Source organism: Streptomyces sp. Inha503 (assembly GCF_047215865.1).
GTDB lineage: Bacteria > Actinomycetota > Actinomycetes > Streptomycetales > Streptomycetaceae > Streptomyces > Streptomyces lycopersici.
This window is the reverse complement of the sequence record NZ_CP178360.1, coordinates 12,195,043-12,209,279: the sequence shown is the minus strand read 5'-3', so window position 1 is coordinate 12,209,279 and position 14,237 is coordinate 12,195,043. Positions and strand designations below refer to the sequence as shown.

21 protein-coding genes and 1 pseudogene are annotated in these 14,237 nt (G+C 68.7%); 10 read left to right on the top strand and 12 right to left on the bottom strand.

Going from position 1 to position 14,237, the window contains the following annotated elements; translation table 11 throughout:
- Window positions 1–15: 15 nt before the first annotated feature.
- Both ACJX2R_RS50870 and ACJX2R_RS50865 read right to left on the bottom strand, forming a co-directional pair.
- Window positions 16–579 (bottom strand): hypothetical protein, encoded by a 564-nt coding sequence (locus tag ACJX2R_RS50870; protein ID WP_413105733.1) that lies wholly within the window; start codon window positions 577–579, stop codon window positions 16–18.
- 37 nt (window positions 580–616) lie between these two features.
- Window positions 617–907: a DUF6233 domain-containing protein gene (locus ACJX2R_RS50865; protein ID WP_413105732.1), complete on the bottom strand. Its 291-nt coding sequence runs from the start codon at window positions 905–907 to the stop codon at window positions 617–619.
- Between the two features lie 315 nt (window positions 908–1,222).
- On the opposite strand from ACJX2R_RS50865, the gene ACJX2R_RS50860 reads away from it, so the two are divergent.
- A complete protein-coding gene (locus ACJX2R_RS50860) occupies window positions 1,223–1,504 on the top strand; it encodes a hypothetical protein (protein WP_413105731.1) in 282 nt (93 codons plus the stop codon).
- Between the two features lie 310 nt (window positions 1,505–1,814).
- On the opposite strand, the gene ACJX2R_RS50855 is transcribed toward ACJX2R_RS50860, so the two are convergent.
- The 5 genes from ACJX2R_RS50855 to ACJX2R_RS50835 all read right to left on the bottom strand — a co-directional run bounded on the left by ACJX2R_RS50855 (window position 1,815) and on the right by ACJX2R_RS50835 (window position 5,527).
- A complete protein-coding gene (locus ACJX2R_RS50855; RefSeq protein WP_413105730.1) occupies window positions 1,815–2,366 on the bottom strand; it encodes a hypothetical protein in 552 nt (183 codons plus the stop codon).
- A gap of 57 nt (window positions 2,367–2,423) precedes the next feature.
- Complete coding sequence (locus ACJX2R_RS50850; RefSeq protein WP_413105729.1) at window positions 2,424–3,608, bottom strand: hypothetical protein; 1,185 nt, start codon at window positions 3,606–3,608, stop codon at window positions 2,424–2,426.
- 59 nt (window positions 3,609–3,667) lie between these two features.
- A complete protein-coding gene (locus ACJX2R_RS50845) occupies window positions 3,668–4,111 on the bottom strand; it encodes a hypothetical protein (protein ID WP_413105728.1) in 444 nt (147 codons plus the stop codon).
- Complete coding sequence (locus ACJX2R_RS50840; RefSeq protein ID WP_413105727.1) at window positions 4,108–4,617, bottom strand: hypothetical protein; 510 nt, start codon at window positions 4,615–4,617, stop codon at window positions 4,108–4,110. Before ACJX2R_RS50840 ends, ACJX2R_RS50845 begins: the two co-directional genes overlap by 4 nt.
- 181 nt (window positions 4,618–4,798) lie before the next feature.
- Window positions 4,799–5,527, bottom strand: coding sequence for a TetR/AcrR family transcriptional regulator (locus ACJX2R_RS50835; protein ID WP_413105726.1), 729 nt, complete (start codon window positions 5,525–5,527; stop codon window positions 4,799–4,801).
- 239 nt (window positions 5,528–5,766) lie between these two features.
- On the opposite strand from ACJX2R_RS50835, the gene ACJX2R_RS50830 reads away from it, so the two are divergent.
- Genes ACJX2R_RS50830 through ACJX2R_RS50820 form a run of 3 tightly spaced genes read left to right on the top strand, consistent with a single transcriptional unit; the run spans window position 5,767 to window position 7,700 of the window.
- Window positions 5,767–6,354: a flavodoxin family protein gene (locus ACJX2R_RS50830; protein ID WP_413105725.1), complete on the top strand. Its 588-nt coding sequence runs from the start codon at window positions 5,767–5,769 to the stop codon at window positions 6,352–6,354.
- Window positions 6,355–6,405: 51 nt separating this feature from the next.
- Window positions 6,406–7,395: an aldo/keto reductase gene (locus ACJX2R_RS50825; protein WP_413105724.1), complete on the top strand. Its 990-nt coding sequence runs from the start codon at window positions 6,406–6,408 to the stop codon at window positions 7,393–7,395.
- Window positions 7,395–7,700, top strand: a complete 306-nt coding sequence (locus ACJX2R_RS50820; RefSeq protein ID WP_413105723.1) for a hypothetical protein — start codon at window positions 7,395–7,397, stop codon at window positions 7,698–7,700. The genes ACJX2R_RS50825 and ACJX2R_RS50820 overlap by 1 nt, the downstream gene beginning before the upstream one ends.
- A 46-nt stretch (window positions 7,701–7,746) precedes the next feature.
- Here the strand turns inward: ACJX2R_RS50820 and ACJX2R_RS50815 are convergent, their stop codons facing one another.
- Window positions 7,747–7,902 carry a hypothetical protein gene (locus tag ACJX2R_RS50815; RefSeq protein WP_413106210.1) on the bottom strand — a complete coding sequence of 52 codons (156 nt, stop codon included), beginning with the start codon at window positions 7,900–7,902 and terminating at the stop codon, window positions 7,747–7,749.
- Between the two features lie 124 nt (window positions 7,903–8,026).
- Here ACJX2R_RS50815 and ACJX2R_RS50810 point away from each other — a divergent pair.
- The 3 genes and pseudogenes from ACJX2R_RS50810 to ACJX2R_RS50800 all read left to right on the top strand — a co-directional run bounded on the left by ACJX2R_RS50810 (window position 8,027) and on the right by ACJX2R_RS50800 (window position 9,345).
- Window positions 8,027–8,366, top strand: a pseudogene (locus tag ACJX2R_RS50810) (hypothetical protein).
- 158 nt (window positions 8,367–8,524) lie between these two features.
- Entirely contained in the window at window positions 8,525–8,881 is a 357-nt protein-coding gene (locus ACJX2R_RS50805) for a DUF6233 domain-containing protein (protein ID WP_413105722.1), read from the top strand.
- 317 nt (window positions 8,882–9,198) lie between these two features.
- Window positions 9,199–9,345 carry a hypothetical protein gene (locus ACJX2R_RS50800; protein ID WP_413105721.1) on the top strand — a complete coding sequence of 49 codons (147 nt, stop codon included), beginning with the start codon at window positions 9,199–9,201 and terminating at the stop codon, window positions 9,343–9,345.
- Between the two features lie 795 nt (window positions 9,346–10,140).
- Here the strand turns inward: ACJX2R_RS50800 and ACJX2R_RS50795 are convergent.
- Both ACJX2R_RS50795 and ACJX2R_RS50790 read right to left on the bottom strand, forming a co-directional pair.
- Window positions 10,141–10,539: a hypothetical protein gene (locus tag ACJX2R_RS50795; protein WP_413105720.1), complete on the bottom strand. Its 399-nt coding sequence runs from the start codon at window positions 10,537–10,539 to the stop codon at window positions 10,141–10,143.
- Entirely contained in the window at window positions 10,539–10,805 is a 267-nt protein-coding gene (locus tag ACJX2R_RS50790; RefSeq protein WP_413105719.1) for a hypothetical protein, read from the bottom strand. Before ACJX2R_RS50790 ends, ACJX2R_RS50795 begins: the two co-directional genes overlap by 1 nt.
- Before the next feature lie 539 nt (window positions 10,806–11,344).
- On the opposite strand from ACJX2R_RS50790, the gene ACJX2R_RS50785 reads away from it, so the two are divergent.
- A complete protein-coding gene (locus ACJX2R_RS50785) occupies window positions 11,345–11,674 on the top strand; it encodes an STAS domain-containing protein (protein WP_413105718.1) in 330 nt (109 codons plus the stop codon).
- Window positions 11,675–11,708: 34 nt separating this feature from the next.
- Here the strand turns inward: ACJX2R_RS50785 and ACJX2R_RS50780 are convergent, their stop codons facing one another.
- On the bottom strand, window positions 11,709–12,299 hold the full coding sequence (locus ACJX2R_RS50780; RefSeq protein ID WP_413105717.1) for a hypothetical protein: 591 nt from the start codon (window positions 12,297–12,299) through the stop codon (window positions 11,709–11,711).
- Window positions 12,300–12,379: 80 nt separating this feature from the next.
- On the bottom strand, window positions 12,380–12,703 hold the full coding sequence (locus tag ACJX2R_RS50775) for a hypothetical protein (RefSeq protein WP_413105716.1): 324 nt from the start codon (window positions 12,701–12,703) through the stop codon (window positions 12,380–12,382).
- A 135-nt stretch (window positions 12,704–12,838) separates the two neighbouring features.
- Here ACJX2R_RS50775 and ACJX2R_RS50770 point away from each other — a divergent pair, with 135 nt between their 5' ends.
- Entirely contained in the window at window positions 12,839–13,687 is an 849-nt protein-coding gene (locus ACJX2R_RS50770; protein ID WP_413105715.1) for an SDR family NAD(P)-dependent oxidoreductase, read from the top strand.
- Between the two features lie 15 nt (window positions 13,688–13,702).
- On the top strand, window positions 13,703–14,167 hold the full coding sequence (locus tag ACJX2R_RS50765) for a nuclear transport factor 2 family protein (protein WP_413105714.1): 465 nt from the start codon (window positions 13,703–13,705) through the stop codon (window positions 14,165–14,167).
- Window positions 14,168–14,237 lie beyond the last annotated feature (70 nt).

Below are 14,237 nucleotides of genomic sequence, written 5' to 3'. Positions count from 1 at the left end.
ACCCCCTTGCTCCTGCTACAGCACGCCGAGCAGGGCGTTGTCCTCCCATTGGTCGACGACTTCGAGGTAGCCGGCGAGCACCTTGGAGTGGGGGGCCCAGCCGCCCTGCTTGGCGATGACGATCTGGTCGTGGCCCTTCATGCGGGAGGACGTGGCGAGGCCGCGGCGCGGGCTGTGACCGGTGAAGCGGATCTCGATCCCGGCGCGTTCACCTGCGCGGGTGACGACTTCGCCGATCGCGGCGGGCTGGAGGCCGCCCTCCAGGACGGTGTGCCAGCGGTTGTGCAGGCGGCGCCAGGCGTATCCGTCCGGGTCAGTGAGACCAGCGGCCTCCTTCCACGCCTGCCAGGCTCTCACCGGGCAAATCGAGGGCCGGGAACCGTAGGGGACCGGGACGACGCGGGGGCGGACCTTGGACACACGCAGGTCGGCCTGGATGCCGCCGGGGGTCTCGGCATAGTCGCGCACCCGGTTGAAGGCGAGTTCGTGCTCGCGGCCTGCGACGGCGAAGTGCATGAGCACCATGGCGCGGTCCCGGATGCCCATGAGGGTGTCCGGGCAGGCGGCGCTGATCCGCACCAGGTGCTCGACCAGCAGCGGCGGGGCCCGCCGCGTGTCAGGGATCGGGGTGACACGCGTCGCACGCCGTGATTTCGGGCATCTCCAGCACCTGCCGGGCCTGGTCCCGCGCCAGGGGCCGGCCGCGTATGAAGCAGCTCGCGCGATGGAGATACCCGCGGCAGGTTCCCTCGGGGCTAGGCATGAGCTGAAGCGTCCACCCGTTGGCCCCGTCCGCTTGTCCGTTCTCCAGGTCCGTGATGCGGGCCTGGACGGCACCGAGCTGGATGCGCAGGTAGACCTCCAAGGTCCGCAGCCTCTCCAGGTACCGCGGAAGCGGTTCGCCCATGTGTGCGATTCTAGGATCCGGGTGACCAGCTCCACTGGCCCGGCGCCCAGTGGTAGAACCAGACATGAGTTTCATAACGCCGGGTGTGGCCGCCGCGGGAATCAAGGCCACGGGCACCGTGACCAGCGCCCTGATCGGGCGGTACCGGCCCACGGGCGTCCCCCGGCTGGGCAGCAAGGAAGACCGAGCGGAGGCGTACCGCCGACTGCTGGACGCTTCGACCCGCTCGTTCAACTACGCGTACCAGTTCGCCCACCTGCTGCACGAAGTCGGGCGCGCCGCCCACAAGCTGCTGCTGGGCCAGATCCCCCAGACATGGGAGATCAGCAGCGACCTCATCAGCGCACTCACGGCGTCCGGCTGTGCGGCAGTGTCCACGTCATCGCCGCAGCGGAGACCCTCGTCGAGGCCACCAGCAACCTGGAGCCGAACGAAAAGAGCGCCGACCGATTCCAGCGGCAGGCTGAGGCCGTGGTCACCGCGCAGGAGGCATTCCTCGACGCCTGTCGGAAGGACCTCGCCTACACCACACGCTGGTACCAGATACGGCGCCGCCGCACCGAGCGCCGCTTCCTCCGCGAGCAGGCCGCTCGGTGACCCAGCCGCCCGGCGGTTAGGCACCTAAAGGCCGCTGACCACAGCGACGGGTCGACTCGGATTCTGCTACCACGGTGCATCTCGATTCGGCCCGTGTCCTTGTCGAGCGGCTGGCTACCCTCTAAGTGCCTGTTTCTGAACCCCGTATCGGCAGATCAAAAGCACGGCGCACATGTGCGCCGTGCGACGGATCAGCGCTTGGGGGTCTCACTTGGTGTACATCGGCACGTCCTTGACCGGGTGGCTGTGGGCGGGAGCACGCTAACGGCACATCGGAGTGCGGCTCCACCGCTTTTCGGGCAACGGCGGCTCAGACGAGTGCGGCCACCCGCTCGGAGGGCTTGTTGCGCCGCCAGCCCACGGCGAGGTAGGCGAGCATCTCGATGGCCGGGATGGCGCAGACGGTCCAGCTGATGGCCAGGGACGGGCCCGGCTGGTCGAGGACGGTGACGTTCCGCAGGGTGCCGCGGCCGTGGCCAGCTCGGCCGTCGATGTCGAAGGTGAAGCTCCAGGTGCCGGGCTCCGGCAGGGCCCGGACGTCCAGGCCCCAGACATCCCGTTTGCGGGGGTGCCTGCTCAGCGGGGTCTCCCGGTCCTCGGCGTCGAGGCCGGGCCCGTCGATGGTGAGCCTGCCCGACTTTCCCGCGATGCCGTCGGCCGGCGCGAACGTGAAGTCGAGTGACTGCATGGCCCGCAGGGGCCACTCGGAGAACCCGACGGTGACCGTGTAGGGCCCTGCCTGTACCCGCTCGGTGTGGACGACGCCGACCGGGGCGTACGCCGCGGCCGGTACGGTCGAGACCGCCACCAGCGCGAATGCGGCGGCCGCGGCCAGTAACAGTCGGCGTACGCGGTCTCGCACACGCCCGGATGCGAGGGCGGCCGCGAGGAGGAGTGGTGAACGTGAGGAGTGCATGGGTCATCGGCCCTTCGTGACTGATGGATTCGTGACTGATGCGTTCGTGACCGATGCGGTGGAGTGGTCTCGCAGCAGGACCGCGAGTCGGGCGGCGAGGTAGCCCGCGAGGACGCCCGTCACCAGACCGGTGGCCGTGATCTCCAGCAGTTCGGCCGAGGTCGGGCCGGAACCGCCGAACAGGGCGTTCTGGATGGGGAGGGAGAGGCCGATCACGGCTCCGCCTCCGGCGCCCATGATCTGCGGCGCGATGCGGCCCGACCAGCCCCGCCTCCTGCTCAGCCACATCAGCGCTGTGCCGACCGCTGCCGCGACGAGCATGAACGCAGGTATCGCGGAGGGCAGTCCGGGCGGATCGTCGCCGAGGTTGTCCCGCAGCGGCAGACCGGTCGCGTCGGCGTAGACGCGGGCTGCCCAGGGCGAGAACCACCACAGGACGAGTTGCAGGGCGCCGAGGATCGCGGCGATCGTCAGCGCGGTGGTCGGCCGGCCGATGGTGAGCGTCCCCAGGATCAGCAGGAGGGTGGAGAACAGGATGGTCCCGAGGAGATAGGGGTCCACCGGCAGGGGCAGTGCGCCGAACGCATTCGTCGTGATGGGGCTGAAGACGATGAGCACGGGGATGCTGAGGATCACACCCGCCCTGCCCCACCGGGTGTCGCGCGCCGCGGCGAAGACGATGACGCTCCCCACCATGGAGAAAGAGATCGAGAGGAAGAGCCCGATGTGGGGCGGTGAGTCCAGCACGGCGTCGAAGCCGTACAGCGAGTGCCACCACAGGTCCAGAAGCCCGAAGAGAAGGAACAGGGCGGCCCCCGTACCGGTGATCAGATAGCCCAGCGGGGCCCGGAAGACCCCGCCGAGGACACGTACGGGTTTGCCGCCGGGGAACCGGTCCACGGACTGGCCGGCCCGCTGGTCGGCCGTCGCGATCAGGACCATGGCCAGGCTGGTGAGGCCCGCGATGGCGCTGCCGGAGTACAGCATCAGGTGGGAGAGCGTGAAGAACGTATCCGGGCCGACGTCGACATGCCACTGGATGTCCCAGCTGATGCCGAACAGGGACATCATGGTCCCGGCCAGGACGGTATTGGCGGCGACGGGGCCGGTCCTGTCGTTGCGGGAGACTTTGACGGCGAGGGACGGCTGGGACGCCCTGCTGCCGGTGACGGGTAGCGCTGTGCTCACGGGAATGCCTTTCTCATGACCGTGCGGGAGCGGTTGCTCGCGTTTGTGTGGCCGGTGGTTCAGCCGGAGATCGCCAGCGGAAAGTCCAACTGGTCGCTCCGAGTGCCGTAGTCGACGCTGACGTGGAAGGTCCAGCGTCCCGGCATCATCAAGTGGACGGCTGTGGAGTAGCTGCCCGGGCCGTGAACCCGGGCGTGTGCCGGGGGCGTCGCGTGTCCGTGAGTGGGCATGACGGCCTGAAGGGTGATGGCGGGCGGACGTCCGCTTCGCCCTCCTCGGCGGGGGGTCAGGCGGATATCGACGTCCGTGGCGCCGGTGCGGGGCCGGGCCACGGTCAGGGTCACTTCGTCGGTGGCGCTGCCCGCGGTCAGCGAGACCGCGTCGTCCGTCCAGGACGGAAGGGAACCGATCGCGACCAGGGCGAGGGACACCGTCAGCAGCGCGGCGGCGACTCCATACAGAAACCGGACCATGGGGGTGCGGGAGGCGGTGCGGGCGCTCACTTCGCTCCTCCCGCCGGGGACACGTGCAGGAGGTAGGGGATGGTCAGGATGGCACTGTCGCGCTCGGCCTGTATCCACACGCGGTAGTAGCCGGGGCGGGAGAAGGTGTATACGAAGGAGGCGTCCGGCCCGTAGGCGGCCACGGTCTCGTCCGCGGGACTGTCGCCGTTGAGGGGCATCAGCCCGCTCATCGAACTCGCCTCCGCCCCTCCCCCGTCGGCGTGGGTCCCGTGCCGCATGCCCGCCATGTCATGGGCCGGGGCACCTCCGGGTGCGGAGTGGCCGCTCATGTCGCCGCCCATGGAGTGCCCGTGAGCCCAGACGGGCGCGTCCTGGGCGGCCTGTCCCACACGGGTGGGGCTGGTCGCGTCCGCCCTGTCGAGCGGGCCGACCACGATCATGTGGCCGACCATGCCGAGCCAGGGCTGAAGCGTCGGTGTGTCGCCGACGCGCGCGGTCAGGGTGGTCGCTTCTCCCGCCGTGGGCGAGGGCGCCGACAGGCGCACCGATACACCGTCGATCGTCCGCGTTCCCGGCCCCCGCGGGGCGAGTTCGGGGCGCGGAGCCGGGGCGCCGCCGCGCGCGGGGCCGTCGGCGAGGATCTTGCGGTCGGCCCCTGCGACTGAAGGCCCTCCGCGCGGCCGGCGTAACCGACTGCGCCCACCGCCTGCGGAGCAGGCGGCTGGTTCAGCCTGCCAGCTGCTGTAGCCATTCGCGCAGCAGAGCCGTCTCCGTGTCTCGCAGAGGTACCCCGGTGCCCGCAGCCGGGGGCCCGGTGGTGAGCGCGGTTTCCAGTGCGGCATCGAGGGCGAGTGCGCGCGAGGCCAGGTCCGACCCGGACGAGGCGGGCGAGTCCGTGGTGACCGAGGCGATGACGGTGTCCCGCAGCCGTGCCGAAGTGGTCAGGTCCCGCTCCGAGGACTTTTCGCCGATCAGCGCCAGCGTGGCACCCGTTGTCGCCGCGTGGATGACGCGGGTCGCCTGCTCCACCGGAACCCGAAGGCGCCCGGCCTCGGCCGCCCGGCCCAGCAGTCTCACCAGCAGGGCGTGCGCCTCGTCCGCGGCCGGGGGCCGGCGCCCGGGCCGCGCAGTGCCATACATGAGCACGTAAAACGCGGGGTGCCGCAGTCCGAAGTCGACGTGCAGGTCCCAGCCGCGGTAGAGGTCGGCCACCGGGTCGTCCGGGGTCAGCGCCAGTGCCTCCCGTTTCTCGGCCAGGTACATCTCGAACCCGTAGGCGGCCAGCTCGGCCAGGAGTCCGTCCTTGTCGTCGAACATCCGGTAGAGCGCGGGGGCCGTGATGCCCGCGGCTGCGGCGACCGCGCGCGTGGAGACCGCTTCGCTGCCGCCCTCCTCCAAAAGCTTGGCGGCCACCTGCAGTACCTGGCGTCGCGCGGCGCGTCGTCCCTCGTTCATGGAACAACGATATCCCATATTGCGTATCGCCGCCTTATCGATGCTACTGTTTAAAGCGGAACGACGATCCATGCTGATGGTGGTCGGCGCCGGCCCGCGACACCTGGGCATGCCCCGCACCCCTGCCCGGGACGTCGGTCCCCACTCGTGGAGCAGTGCGGCCGACCGCCGCACCGGGCAGCTCATCGTCTGCCGGCACACCACCGAACACGCCGCATCGCGGCAGGAGAGGAACACTCATGTCCGATATCTCGATCGTCATCGCGTCGCATTCCGGCTACGGCCACACCGCGCAGATTGCCACTGCCGTCGCGGACGGCGCACGCTCCGTCGCCGGGACGCTGGTCCACCGCGTGGACGTCGCCTCTCTCAGCGACGCCGACTGGGAACTGATGGACGCCGCGGACGCCATCATTTTCGGCACTCCCACCTACATGGGCACCGCGTCGGGGGCGTTCCACGCCTTCGCCGAGGCCAGCAGCAAGCGGTGGATGACCCGCGCCTGGAGCGACAAGCTCGCGGCGGGATTCACCAACTCCGGCTCCATGAGCGGCGACAAGCTGCACACCCTGCAGTACCTGGCGCTCCTGGCGGCGCAGCACGGAATGCTCTGGGTGAGCCTGAACCTCCTGCCGGGCTGGAACAACACCACATCCAGCCCCCAGGACGACAACCGCCTCGGCTTTTACCTCGGCGCCGGTGCACAAAGCTTCAATGACACACCCGCCGTCCACGACGCAGACCTGAACACCGCCCGCCACCTCGGCCGGCGCGTCGCCGAGCACACTCGGATCCACCGCGCCGGACTGACCGCCGCGGCGCACTGACACAACGGTTCGCCAGAAATTGCCTTCTAGTTTCTTTCCGAGGAGTGAGTCATGCAGCACCGGACACTCGGAAGGCAGGGCCTTGAGGTCTCGGCGATCGGCTACGGCGCGATGGGCCTGACGATGGCCTACGGACCCACCGACGAGGAGGCCGGCGTCGCCGCCCTCCGCCGCGCACACGACCTGGGCGTCACCTTCTTCGACACCGCCGAGATGTACGGCTGGGGCACCGGATCCAACGAGATCCTGGTCGGCAAGGCGGTCAGAGACTTCCGCGACGACGTGGTTCTGGCCACCAAGTTCGGTGTCGATATGTCCGTGTCTCCGGAGCAGATCGGCGGCGCTCTCAACAGTCGGCCCGACAACATCCGCAAGGTCGCCGACAACAGCCTGCGCTACCTCGGCGTGGACCACATTGACGTCTTCTATCAGCACCGCGTCGACCCCGAGGTGCCCATCGAGGAGGTCGCGGGGACCGTCAAGGAGCTGATTGACGCGGGCAAGGTGAAGTACTTCGGACTCAATGAGGCCGGGCCCGAGACGATCCGCAGGGCGCACGTCGTGCAGCCGGTCTCTGTCCTGCAGACCGAGTACTCCCTGTTCGAACGGGACGTCGAGCAGCTCTTCCCCGTCTTGGACGAACTCGGCATCGGCTTCGTCGCCTACTCGCCCCTCGGCCGCGGGTTCATCACCGGCGCCGCCAAGCCTGCCGACCAGTACGAAGCCACCGACATGCGCAACGTCGACCCGCGCTGGCAGCCGGGCAACTTCGAGAGGAACGTCGAAGCTGTCGGCCGGCTCGACGAGCTCGCGGCGGCCAAGGGGGCCACCGTCTCCCAGCTCGCCCTGGCCTGGCTCCTGACCCGGGGCGAGCACATCGTGCCCATCCCCGGTACCCGCAGTCCGAAGCGCATCCAGGAAAACGTCGGCGCCGCCGACCTCACCCTCACCGACACCGACCTGAAGGCCATCGACGAGATCCTGCCTCAGGGCGGCTTCGGCGCCCGCTATACCGAGGGGCACGTGCCCACCTGGACCTGATGATCCACCCGGGGGTAGACGAATCCAGCAGCCGGCTAACACGACTGAAGACCGGGCTCGCCCAGCACGAACTCACCCGGGAAGCGGCCCTGATCCTCAAGGACGCCGCCCACACCGGGATCGAACAGTTCCTCGGCACTCTCCACCAAGCCACCCAGCTCCCCCACGACCCGCAGGCCGGCCGCGTCACCGAACGGCTGATCAGCACCGGCGAGATGCTGCTGACCCTCCTCGGGTGGGCCCGTCAAAGCGTCGAACAGCTCTTCGCTGACACCGACCACACGCACCACTGCCCCACGCGGTGAAACCAGGGCGCCAGTCGAAACAGCTGGCGCCCGGCGGGGCCTCGCATCACACCGGGCGCAGCCGCTCTTCCACCGGACGGTCGGCCAGCAGCTCCGGCTCCAGCCGCCCGCCGACGCTCTCGGTGCGCCAGTCCGACCTTCGGTCAACGCGATGTCGTGGAACCACGAGACGGTGAAAGACGCTGCCGTCGACCACGCTCATCCGGCCGTAAAACAGCGCTCGGCGTCGGCTGACCACCGCGGTGGCTACCCGACCACAGCGACGACACACCGGGCGTCAGCTCACCACCTCCATCGGGAACCGAACAGGCGTATCATTCCGGGCTATGGTCAGAGCCTACGACTTTCCTCCGGACCTGCTCGCCGCGCAGGAAGAGCTCCACCAGGTCGCCGCCGCCCTCACAGCGCTCCTCGAGGGCCTTCCCGTGGTGCGTTGAGCCGCACCCGGGCTTCAGTGACCCCGACATCTGGCGCCCGCGCCAGCGCCCCGCGACCGATGGCTGGTCTGAGGAGGACCGGAAGGAGGTACATCGGCTGCGGGACCGGCAGAGGGAGCTGACCATCACCGTCGTCACACATCCCTTCTCGGCAAACTTCGAGGGCCCGGATCTCGTCACCGCGCGGATGCAGCTCAAGCACACCCACGCCGCCACCCCCGCCGCGTAGTCGTGGACGCCCAGCCCCGACAGCCCGGACCCGGACGCCCCCGGGCCTCCGGCGTGGGTCGAGCTGGCTGACGGCCAGAGCGTCACAGCCCAGGTCATCGGCCACCTCGGCCGCCGCCGCTCCGGGGGCGGCTGGTGGTACGAGGTCCGTCTGGCCGCATGGGCCGAGGTGCAGCTGCCAGGCGGTGTCACGGTCGAGCCCGACTCGATCGTGATGCGCGTCCCCGCCCGTCTGGCCACCTCCATCGAGGGCACCGACTACTCCCCGTGCCGACCCAGCGGACTCCGTCGGCCCGGGCGCCGCGCTCCTCTCCCGCTGCCCCGGCTGGCCGGTGGAGCGTGCAGCATCTGCCGGCGCCCGCCGGCAGCCCCTGGCGCCGGGTCATTCACCATGAATCGTGCTGGCTACCGACCAGCGACCCCGACCTCACCCTCGACCAGGCACTGCACGAGCTCACCCGGCCGGGCAGCGAACCGTGCACCGCCTGTGAAGCCCGCCATCTCCCGGCGTCCTGAAGGCGGCACGCGATAAGGAGCTGCCACCTCACGGGAGAGTGACGCAGCCCACACTCCCCTAACCCAAGGGCGCCCGTCGCCCCGCACAGATAGTTGGCCACTTAATTGCCAACTAAGTCGCCAACCTGCCCTGACCTGCGGATTAGCGACTTGGGCGCCAGAAAGAGGGTTCCCGATATCGGGAAGCCCTCTGACTCCGAAATGGGCGGCCCCATCGGGACGCCTTTCGAGGCAGGCTCCTTGGCGTACCGTATTCACATTCCCGATGGGCTGGCTGCCGATTGGCAGTCCTGGCACTGAAGGGAGGTGCAAGACGTATGCCCGAACCTGACCCTGACGGGGCCAGGCGGGCGCGGACGAAGCGTCGCCGCTTCGCGCGGATCATCCGCGTGCTGCGGCCCGTGGCCGTAGTCCTGAAGGGCGTCTACTACGCGGTACGCGTAGTGCGCGAACTGATGGACTGACCTGCGGACATGCGCTGAGGGCTCATCCCCTGGTCCGGGATGAGCCCTCCGTCCACGTCCTGCGTGTGGGCCCCGTGCGCGTGATCGAATGGCGTGGGGCCCACACCCCTGTGTGGACTGCTGACCGCTACGGTAGCACAGCAATAATTCCAATTAAGCAATTACAGCGAAGTGCTCAACCGAGACTAACGGCGCCCACCAAACGTCAAATTATCTCGCCAAATACACATCGCACATATCGCCCGGTCGCCACAAAATTACTCCCGCACTATTTCGACGAATGCCCGAAACGCTAAATTATCGCGGGGTTTAAATAATTGTCGAACCGTGAAGAAACAAGCTCATAATTGCCGTTCCTGCATGGTTGCCGGGAGCCTGCTTCGCGATGTTTCCGCAGGTCAGGGCAGGTGTTCGCGAGGTTCCGTACCCATTCCCAGTGCTCCGAATGGTCCCGGGCTGGGGGCGACCTCGGTTCGTGGCAAGGGAGTTGCGACCGGGGCTTGCTGGTGGACTTGACCTTAAGGGGTGTCTGACCTGCGGTTATATGACCGCTCAAGGGGCTCTGAGGCCGCCTGTTGCTGACGGTCAGTCAGTCGATAGTGCTTCGACCAGTCGGCGGCCGGTCGGTCGTGTTGATGATCATCCGGCAGGTGGTCTCCGGGAGCTGGCGTTCCCCGCGTTTGGGCCGGATGCCCTCGGCCTCCCCGGGGGCAGCGGCAATGAGGAGGTGATGATGCTCTGCGCGTCCGTCCTCAGCCTCTGGCCTGTTTTCACGGAAGACTTCCTCGGTGCGGCCTACTGGTCGGGGTGGACCGCCTGGACTCCGGTCCCTTCGTACAGCTCGGGCGTCAAGGTGAGCAGGAAGCGCCCGGCAGGGAAGTCGGCGGAGGGGCGGGCGGCGTGGATGGCGTGGACGGCTGCCCAGGAGTGCCCGGCATGCAGTAACGCGGCGGCGGTGAGCGCGGCCTGCGTGCCGAAGGGCTCGATCGTGATGAACCGCAGCCCGTGGATGTAGGCGAGGAGGCCGGTCTGCTCGGTGTCGCCGGCCGTGAGGGAGAGCACCGGGGCGTAGAGGGTGCCCAGGCCCCCGGATGCCTGGACGTAGAAGGCGGCGACGGCCTCGTTGTGCGGGTCTTTGGGGTTGTGGAGGGCGGCGGTGGTCGTGTGGTCCAGGACGACCGCGATCGGTGCCACTACGCGGCCGCCGAGCCCTGGCCGGCGGCGAGGCGCTCGAGGAGACCGCGGGCCTTCGCCTCGGCCTCCTCGCTGGGCGCGCTGCCCAGGACGGAGGCGAGCTCGGCGCGGGCCTGTGCGGCGCGCTCCGCGTACTCGGCCTGGGTCGGCCGGCCCTCGGCGAGATCCTCGACAAGCTGCCGGATCGTCGTGTTGCCCTCGGCCGCCAGAAGGGCAAGCCGGTCACGCGCGGCCGAGCTCACCTTGATACTCGTCTCATCTGCCATGCCCTCGACTCTACTGCGAGTAGAGGGCTGGGTGCAGCCGACTGGCCAGAAGTCACCGGGCATCCCAGCCGCCCGTGCCGACAGTCAGGCGGGCCGATCCGATGAGCCGAGCACGCCACGCTCGCGCAGTTGGGCGAGGTGCTCTACCCCGCCGGGCCGGTACAGCGGCGCTGCATCGATGTCAGCCTCGACAGCTCTCATCCGACGGACACCACCCGTCTCGAACTGGGCAACAGCAGGAGACTGCGGCCGCGGACCGTGGCCAAGCGGCCGACGCATGATCCTCATAGCAGCTGATCGTATGTCCCCACACGGGCCGACCGCGCCGCCGTTCTTCTCGAGCGGGCGCCGACCGCAGCGGCTGCTCACCAGCGAGGTCAGACGTCGACCGCAGTGTCGGGGCGGCGTGCCCCACCCGTGCCAACGACCACCCGAGGGATCAGGCAGGCGCAGGCGCTGCACAGGTGACGGTGGACGCAACCGCTGACCTGGGGTTTCCTGGATATCAGCTCTGAGGAGCCTGCGCGCGGCGAGGAGGCATGCCGGTGCACGAGACGATCAGGGTGGACCAGATGGCCACCGGACCCGATAGCTGCCGGGTCGCGGTGTCGGGAGAGCTTGACCTTGTCACCGCCGGCGACGTGCGCCAGGCACTCCAGACGGCCGTCGGCGAGAACCGTGTCGTGGTCATCGACCTCGGCGGGCTGACATTCTGCGACTGCACCGGACTGAACGCGCTGCTGGCCGCCGCCCGCACCGCTCGAGCCGGTGACGTCGAGCTGCGGCTATGCGCCGTCCCGCCGTTCCTCTCCCGCATCCTGCAACTGTCCGGTACCCGCGGCGCGTTCACCGTCACCCGGCAAGGATAAGTCCGCGTCGGCATCCCAACCTGGTGCTGTGTCGTCAGGCGCGGATCTGACGGGGCAGTGTGCCCGCCCGGGACTGCTTCAGGTACCAGCTGAACTCGTGGGGGAACTGCTGGGCGAAGGGCAGGAGCCGTGCCAGGACGCCTTCGTACAGCGGGTCCGTGCCCAGGCGGTCGAACGCGGTGAGCCGCCCGGCCCACAGGGCAGCCGCGTCCGCCGGCACGCCGTCGCCGAGCTCGGCGGCAAACTCGATGACACCCTCCACCGCATGAAGCAGTGCTTGGCGCTCTTCGTCGTGCCGGTCCCGGAACGCGGGTTCACGCGCGATCAGCAGGTCAGTGGACGGGATTGACAAGGCATCCCGCAGCTGGCCGAGGGTGGGCTCCTCGCACAGTGCCGTCACCGCAGATGCCGTCAGCGCGGGCCGGCTGCCCACGACGCGGGCCAGGATGCTGGTGCCGAGCACCGCGGCCGCGCTGGCGTAGCGCCAGGTGAGCAGCCCGACGCCGCGCTCGTAGTGGTCGGCCAGACGGCTGAGCTCGTGCAAGGCGTCGGGGTGGTGGGTCAGGGCCCGGCCGTGGGTGTACACCTCCGCGTTCTCCTCCAACCGGTAGGAGCGGTGGGTCACGGCGAGCGCGGATTCGTACTCGTGCCGCAGGTCCTGCAGCGTGACGTGCAGGGCGCGCAGCGCCTCAATCTCGAGCGCGGTCAGCGGCGCGGCCTCGTTGAATGCCGGTCGGCGGCCACCAGTGCTGGCCCCGTGAAGCCCATGTCCCCGTACAGGGCGCAGACGGTGATGACGCCGTCCTCGTTGCCGTTACTGGTGATGGCGGAGGCGACGTCGGTGGCGGCCTTGGAGTCGTCGCAGTGCACGAGGCGGATGACACCGAGGTCGGTACGCCAGTCCAGTGCCGGCCCCCGCACCGTGTCCTTGTATCCGAGCCAGCGCCCCCGGGCCGGGTCCTCGGGCAGCGGGCGCAGCAGGACGGCGCCGCGATGGGCGAACTCCGCCGTCCCCGCCGCCCTCGACAAGCTGCTTGCCTGACTGACCGGCGCCCCGACGCGCTTCCGTCGCCCCGACCACAAGGGAGGCCCTCTCCTGGACCCGCATCGCCGACTGTGGCACAGTAAGTAAGTAGATACATACTTACTGAGGAGTGAGAGTGCATGTCACAGGTGTGGTTGATCACGGGCGCATCCCGTGGCCTCGGCCGTCGGATCGCCGAAGCGGCCTTGGCGGCGGGCCACCGGGTTGCGGCAACGGCACGCGACGCCGATCGACTGGCCGATCTGGCCGACGCGCACGGTGAGCGTGTGCTTACAGCGTCGCTCGACGTTGCCGATCCGGTAACCGTCCAGCAGGTCGTCGCGCGCACCACGGAACACTTCGGCGCCCTCGATGTGGTGGTGAACAACGCGGGTCAGGCGGACTTCGCACCGATCGAGGACACACCAGCGGAGTCGTTCTCCGCACAGATCGCGACCAATTTCTGGGGCGTCGTCCACGTGACCCGAGCCGCGCTCCCCATCCTGCGCGAACAAGGGTCCGGGCACTTCATCCAGGTCTCGTCGCTCGGCGCACGGATGGGCACCCCCGGACTGGCCGCATACCAGAGTGCCAAGGCAGCGGTAAACGTCTTCTCCATGTCGCTCACCAAGGAGGTCGGCCCGCTCGGCATCAAGGTCACCATCGTCGAACCCGGCAATCTGCGCACGGACATCCTCACAGCGCGGTCCATGACGATGCTGCCCATCAGTGAGCCCTACGAACAGACCGTCGGTGCCTTCCGCGGCCAGCTGTCGAGCCAGAACGGCAAGCAGCCCGGCGATCCGGTGCGCGCCGCCGCGGCGATCATCCGGCTCGCCGGGATGCCCGAACCCCCGAAGCGGGTAGTCCTCGGGAGCGACGCGCTGAACTTCGCCCAGGAAGCGGCCCGGGAGTTGGCCGACTCCGATGACAGGTGGAGCCACATCAGCAAGTCGATCGACTTCCCTGACTCCACTCCGGCCGCATGATGAAGCCTGCGTGACGTGCGGGTCGACCTGCCCGTTGCGTTCGAAATTCAGAGCAAGGAAAAGCGCATGAACGTATCTTCAGAGAGCAAGGCCCTGGTGTTGGCATTCTTCGAAGACCTCTCGACTGGAAGGCTGGAGAGTGCCCTGAGCCGTCTGGATGAGGACCTTGAGTATTGCATAGCGGGCAATCCCAAGCGGTTTCCTCTGGCGGGAACTCACTCCAAGCAGGGCTTTGTGGAAGTACTCACCACAATCGGCGCAACGATGCCCGACGGTGTCCGAGTCGACATCTTGAGCGCTGTCGCGGAGGAAAGTCGGGTGGTCATCGAGACCGCTGCGCGCGGCGTGTCCGCGACGGGCAAAACCTATGACAACCGCGTGGCGTTCTCATGCGAGGTGCGTGACGGCAAGATTCGGTCGGTCCGGGAATACCTCGACACGATTCACGCGAACGAGGTGCTGGCAGAACAGCTGAGATGACGATGGCACAGTCCCTTGTACCGCCCGCCGCCGCCCGGCGGCTACCGCGTGAGTGACCCCGCGAGTACCA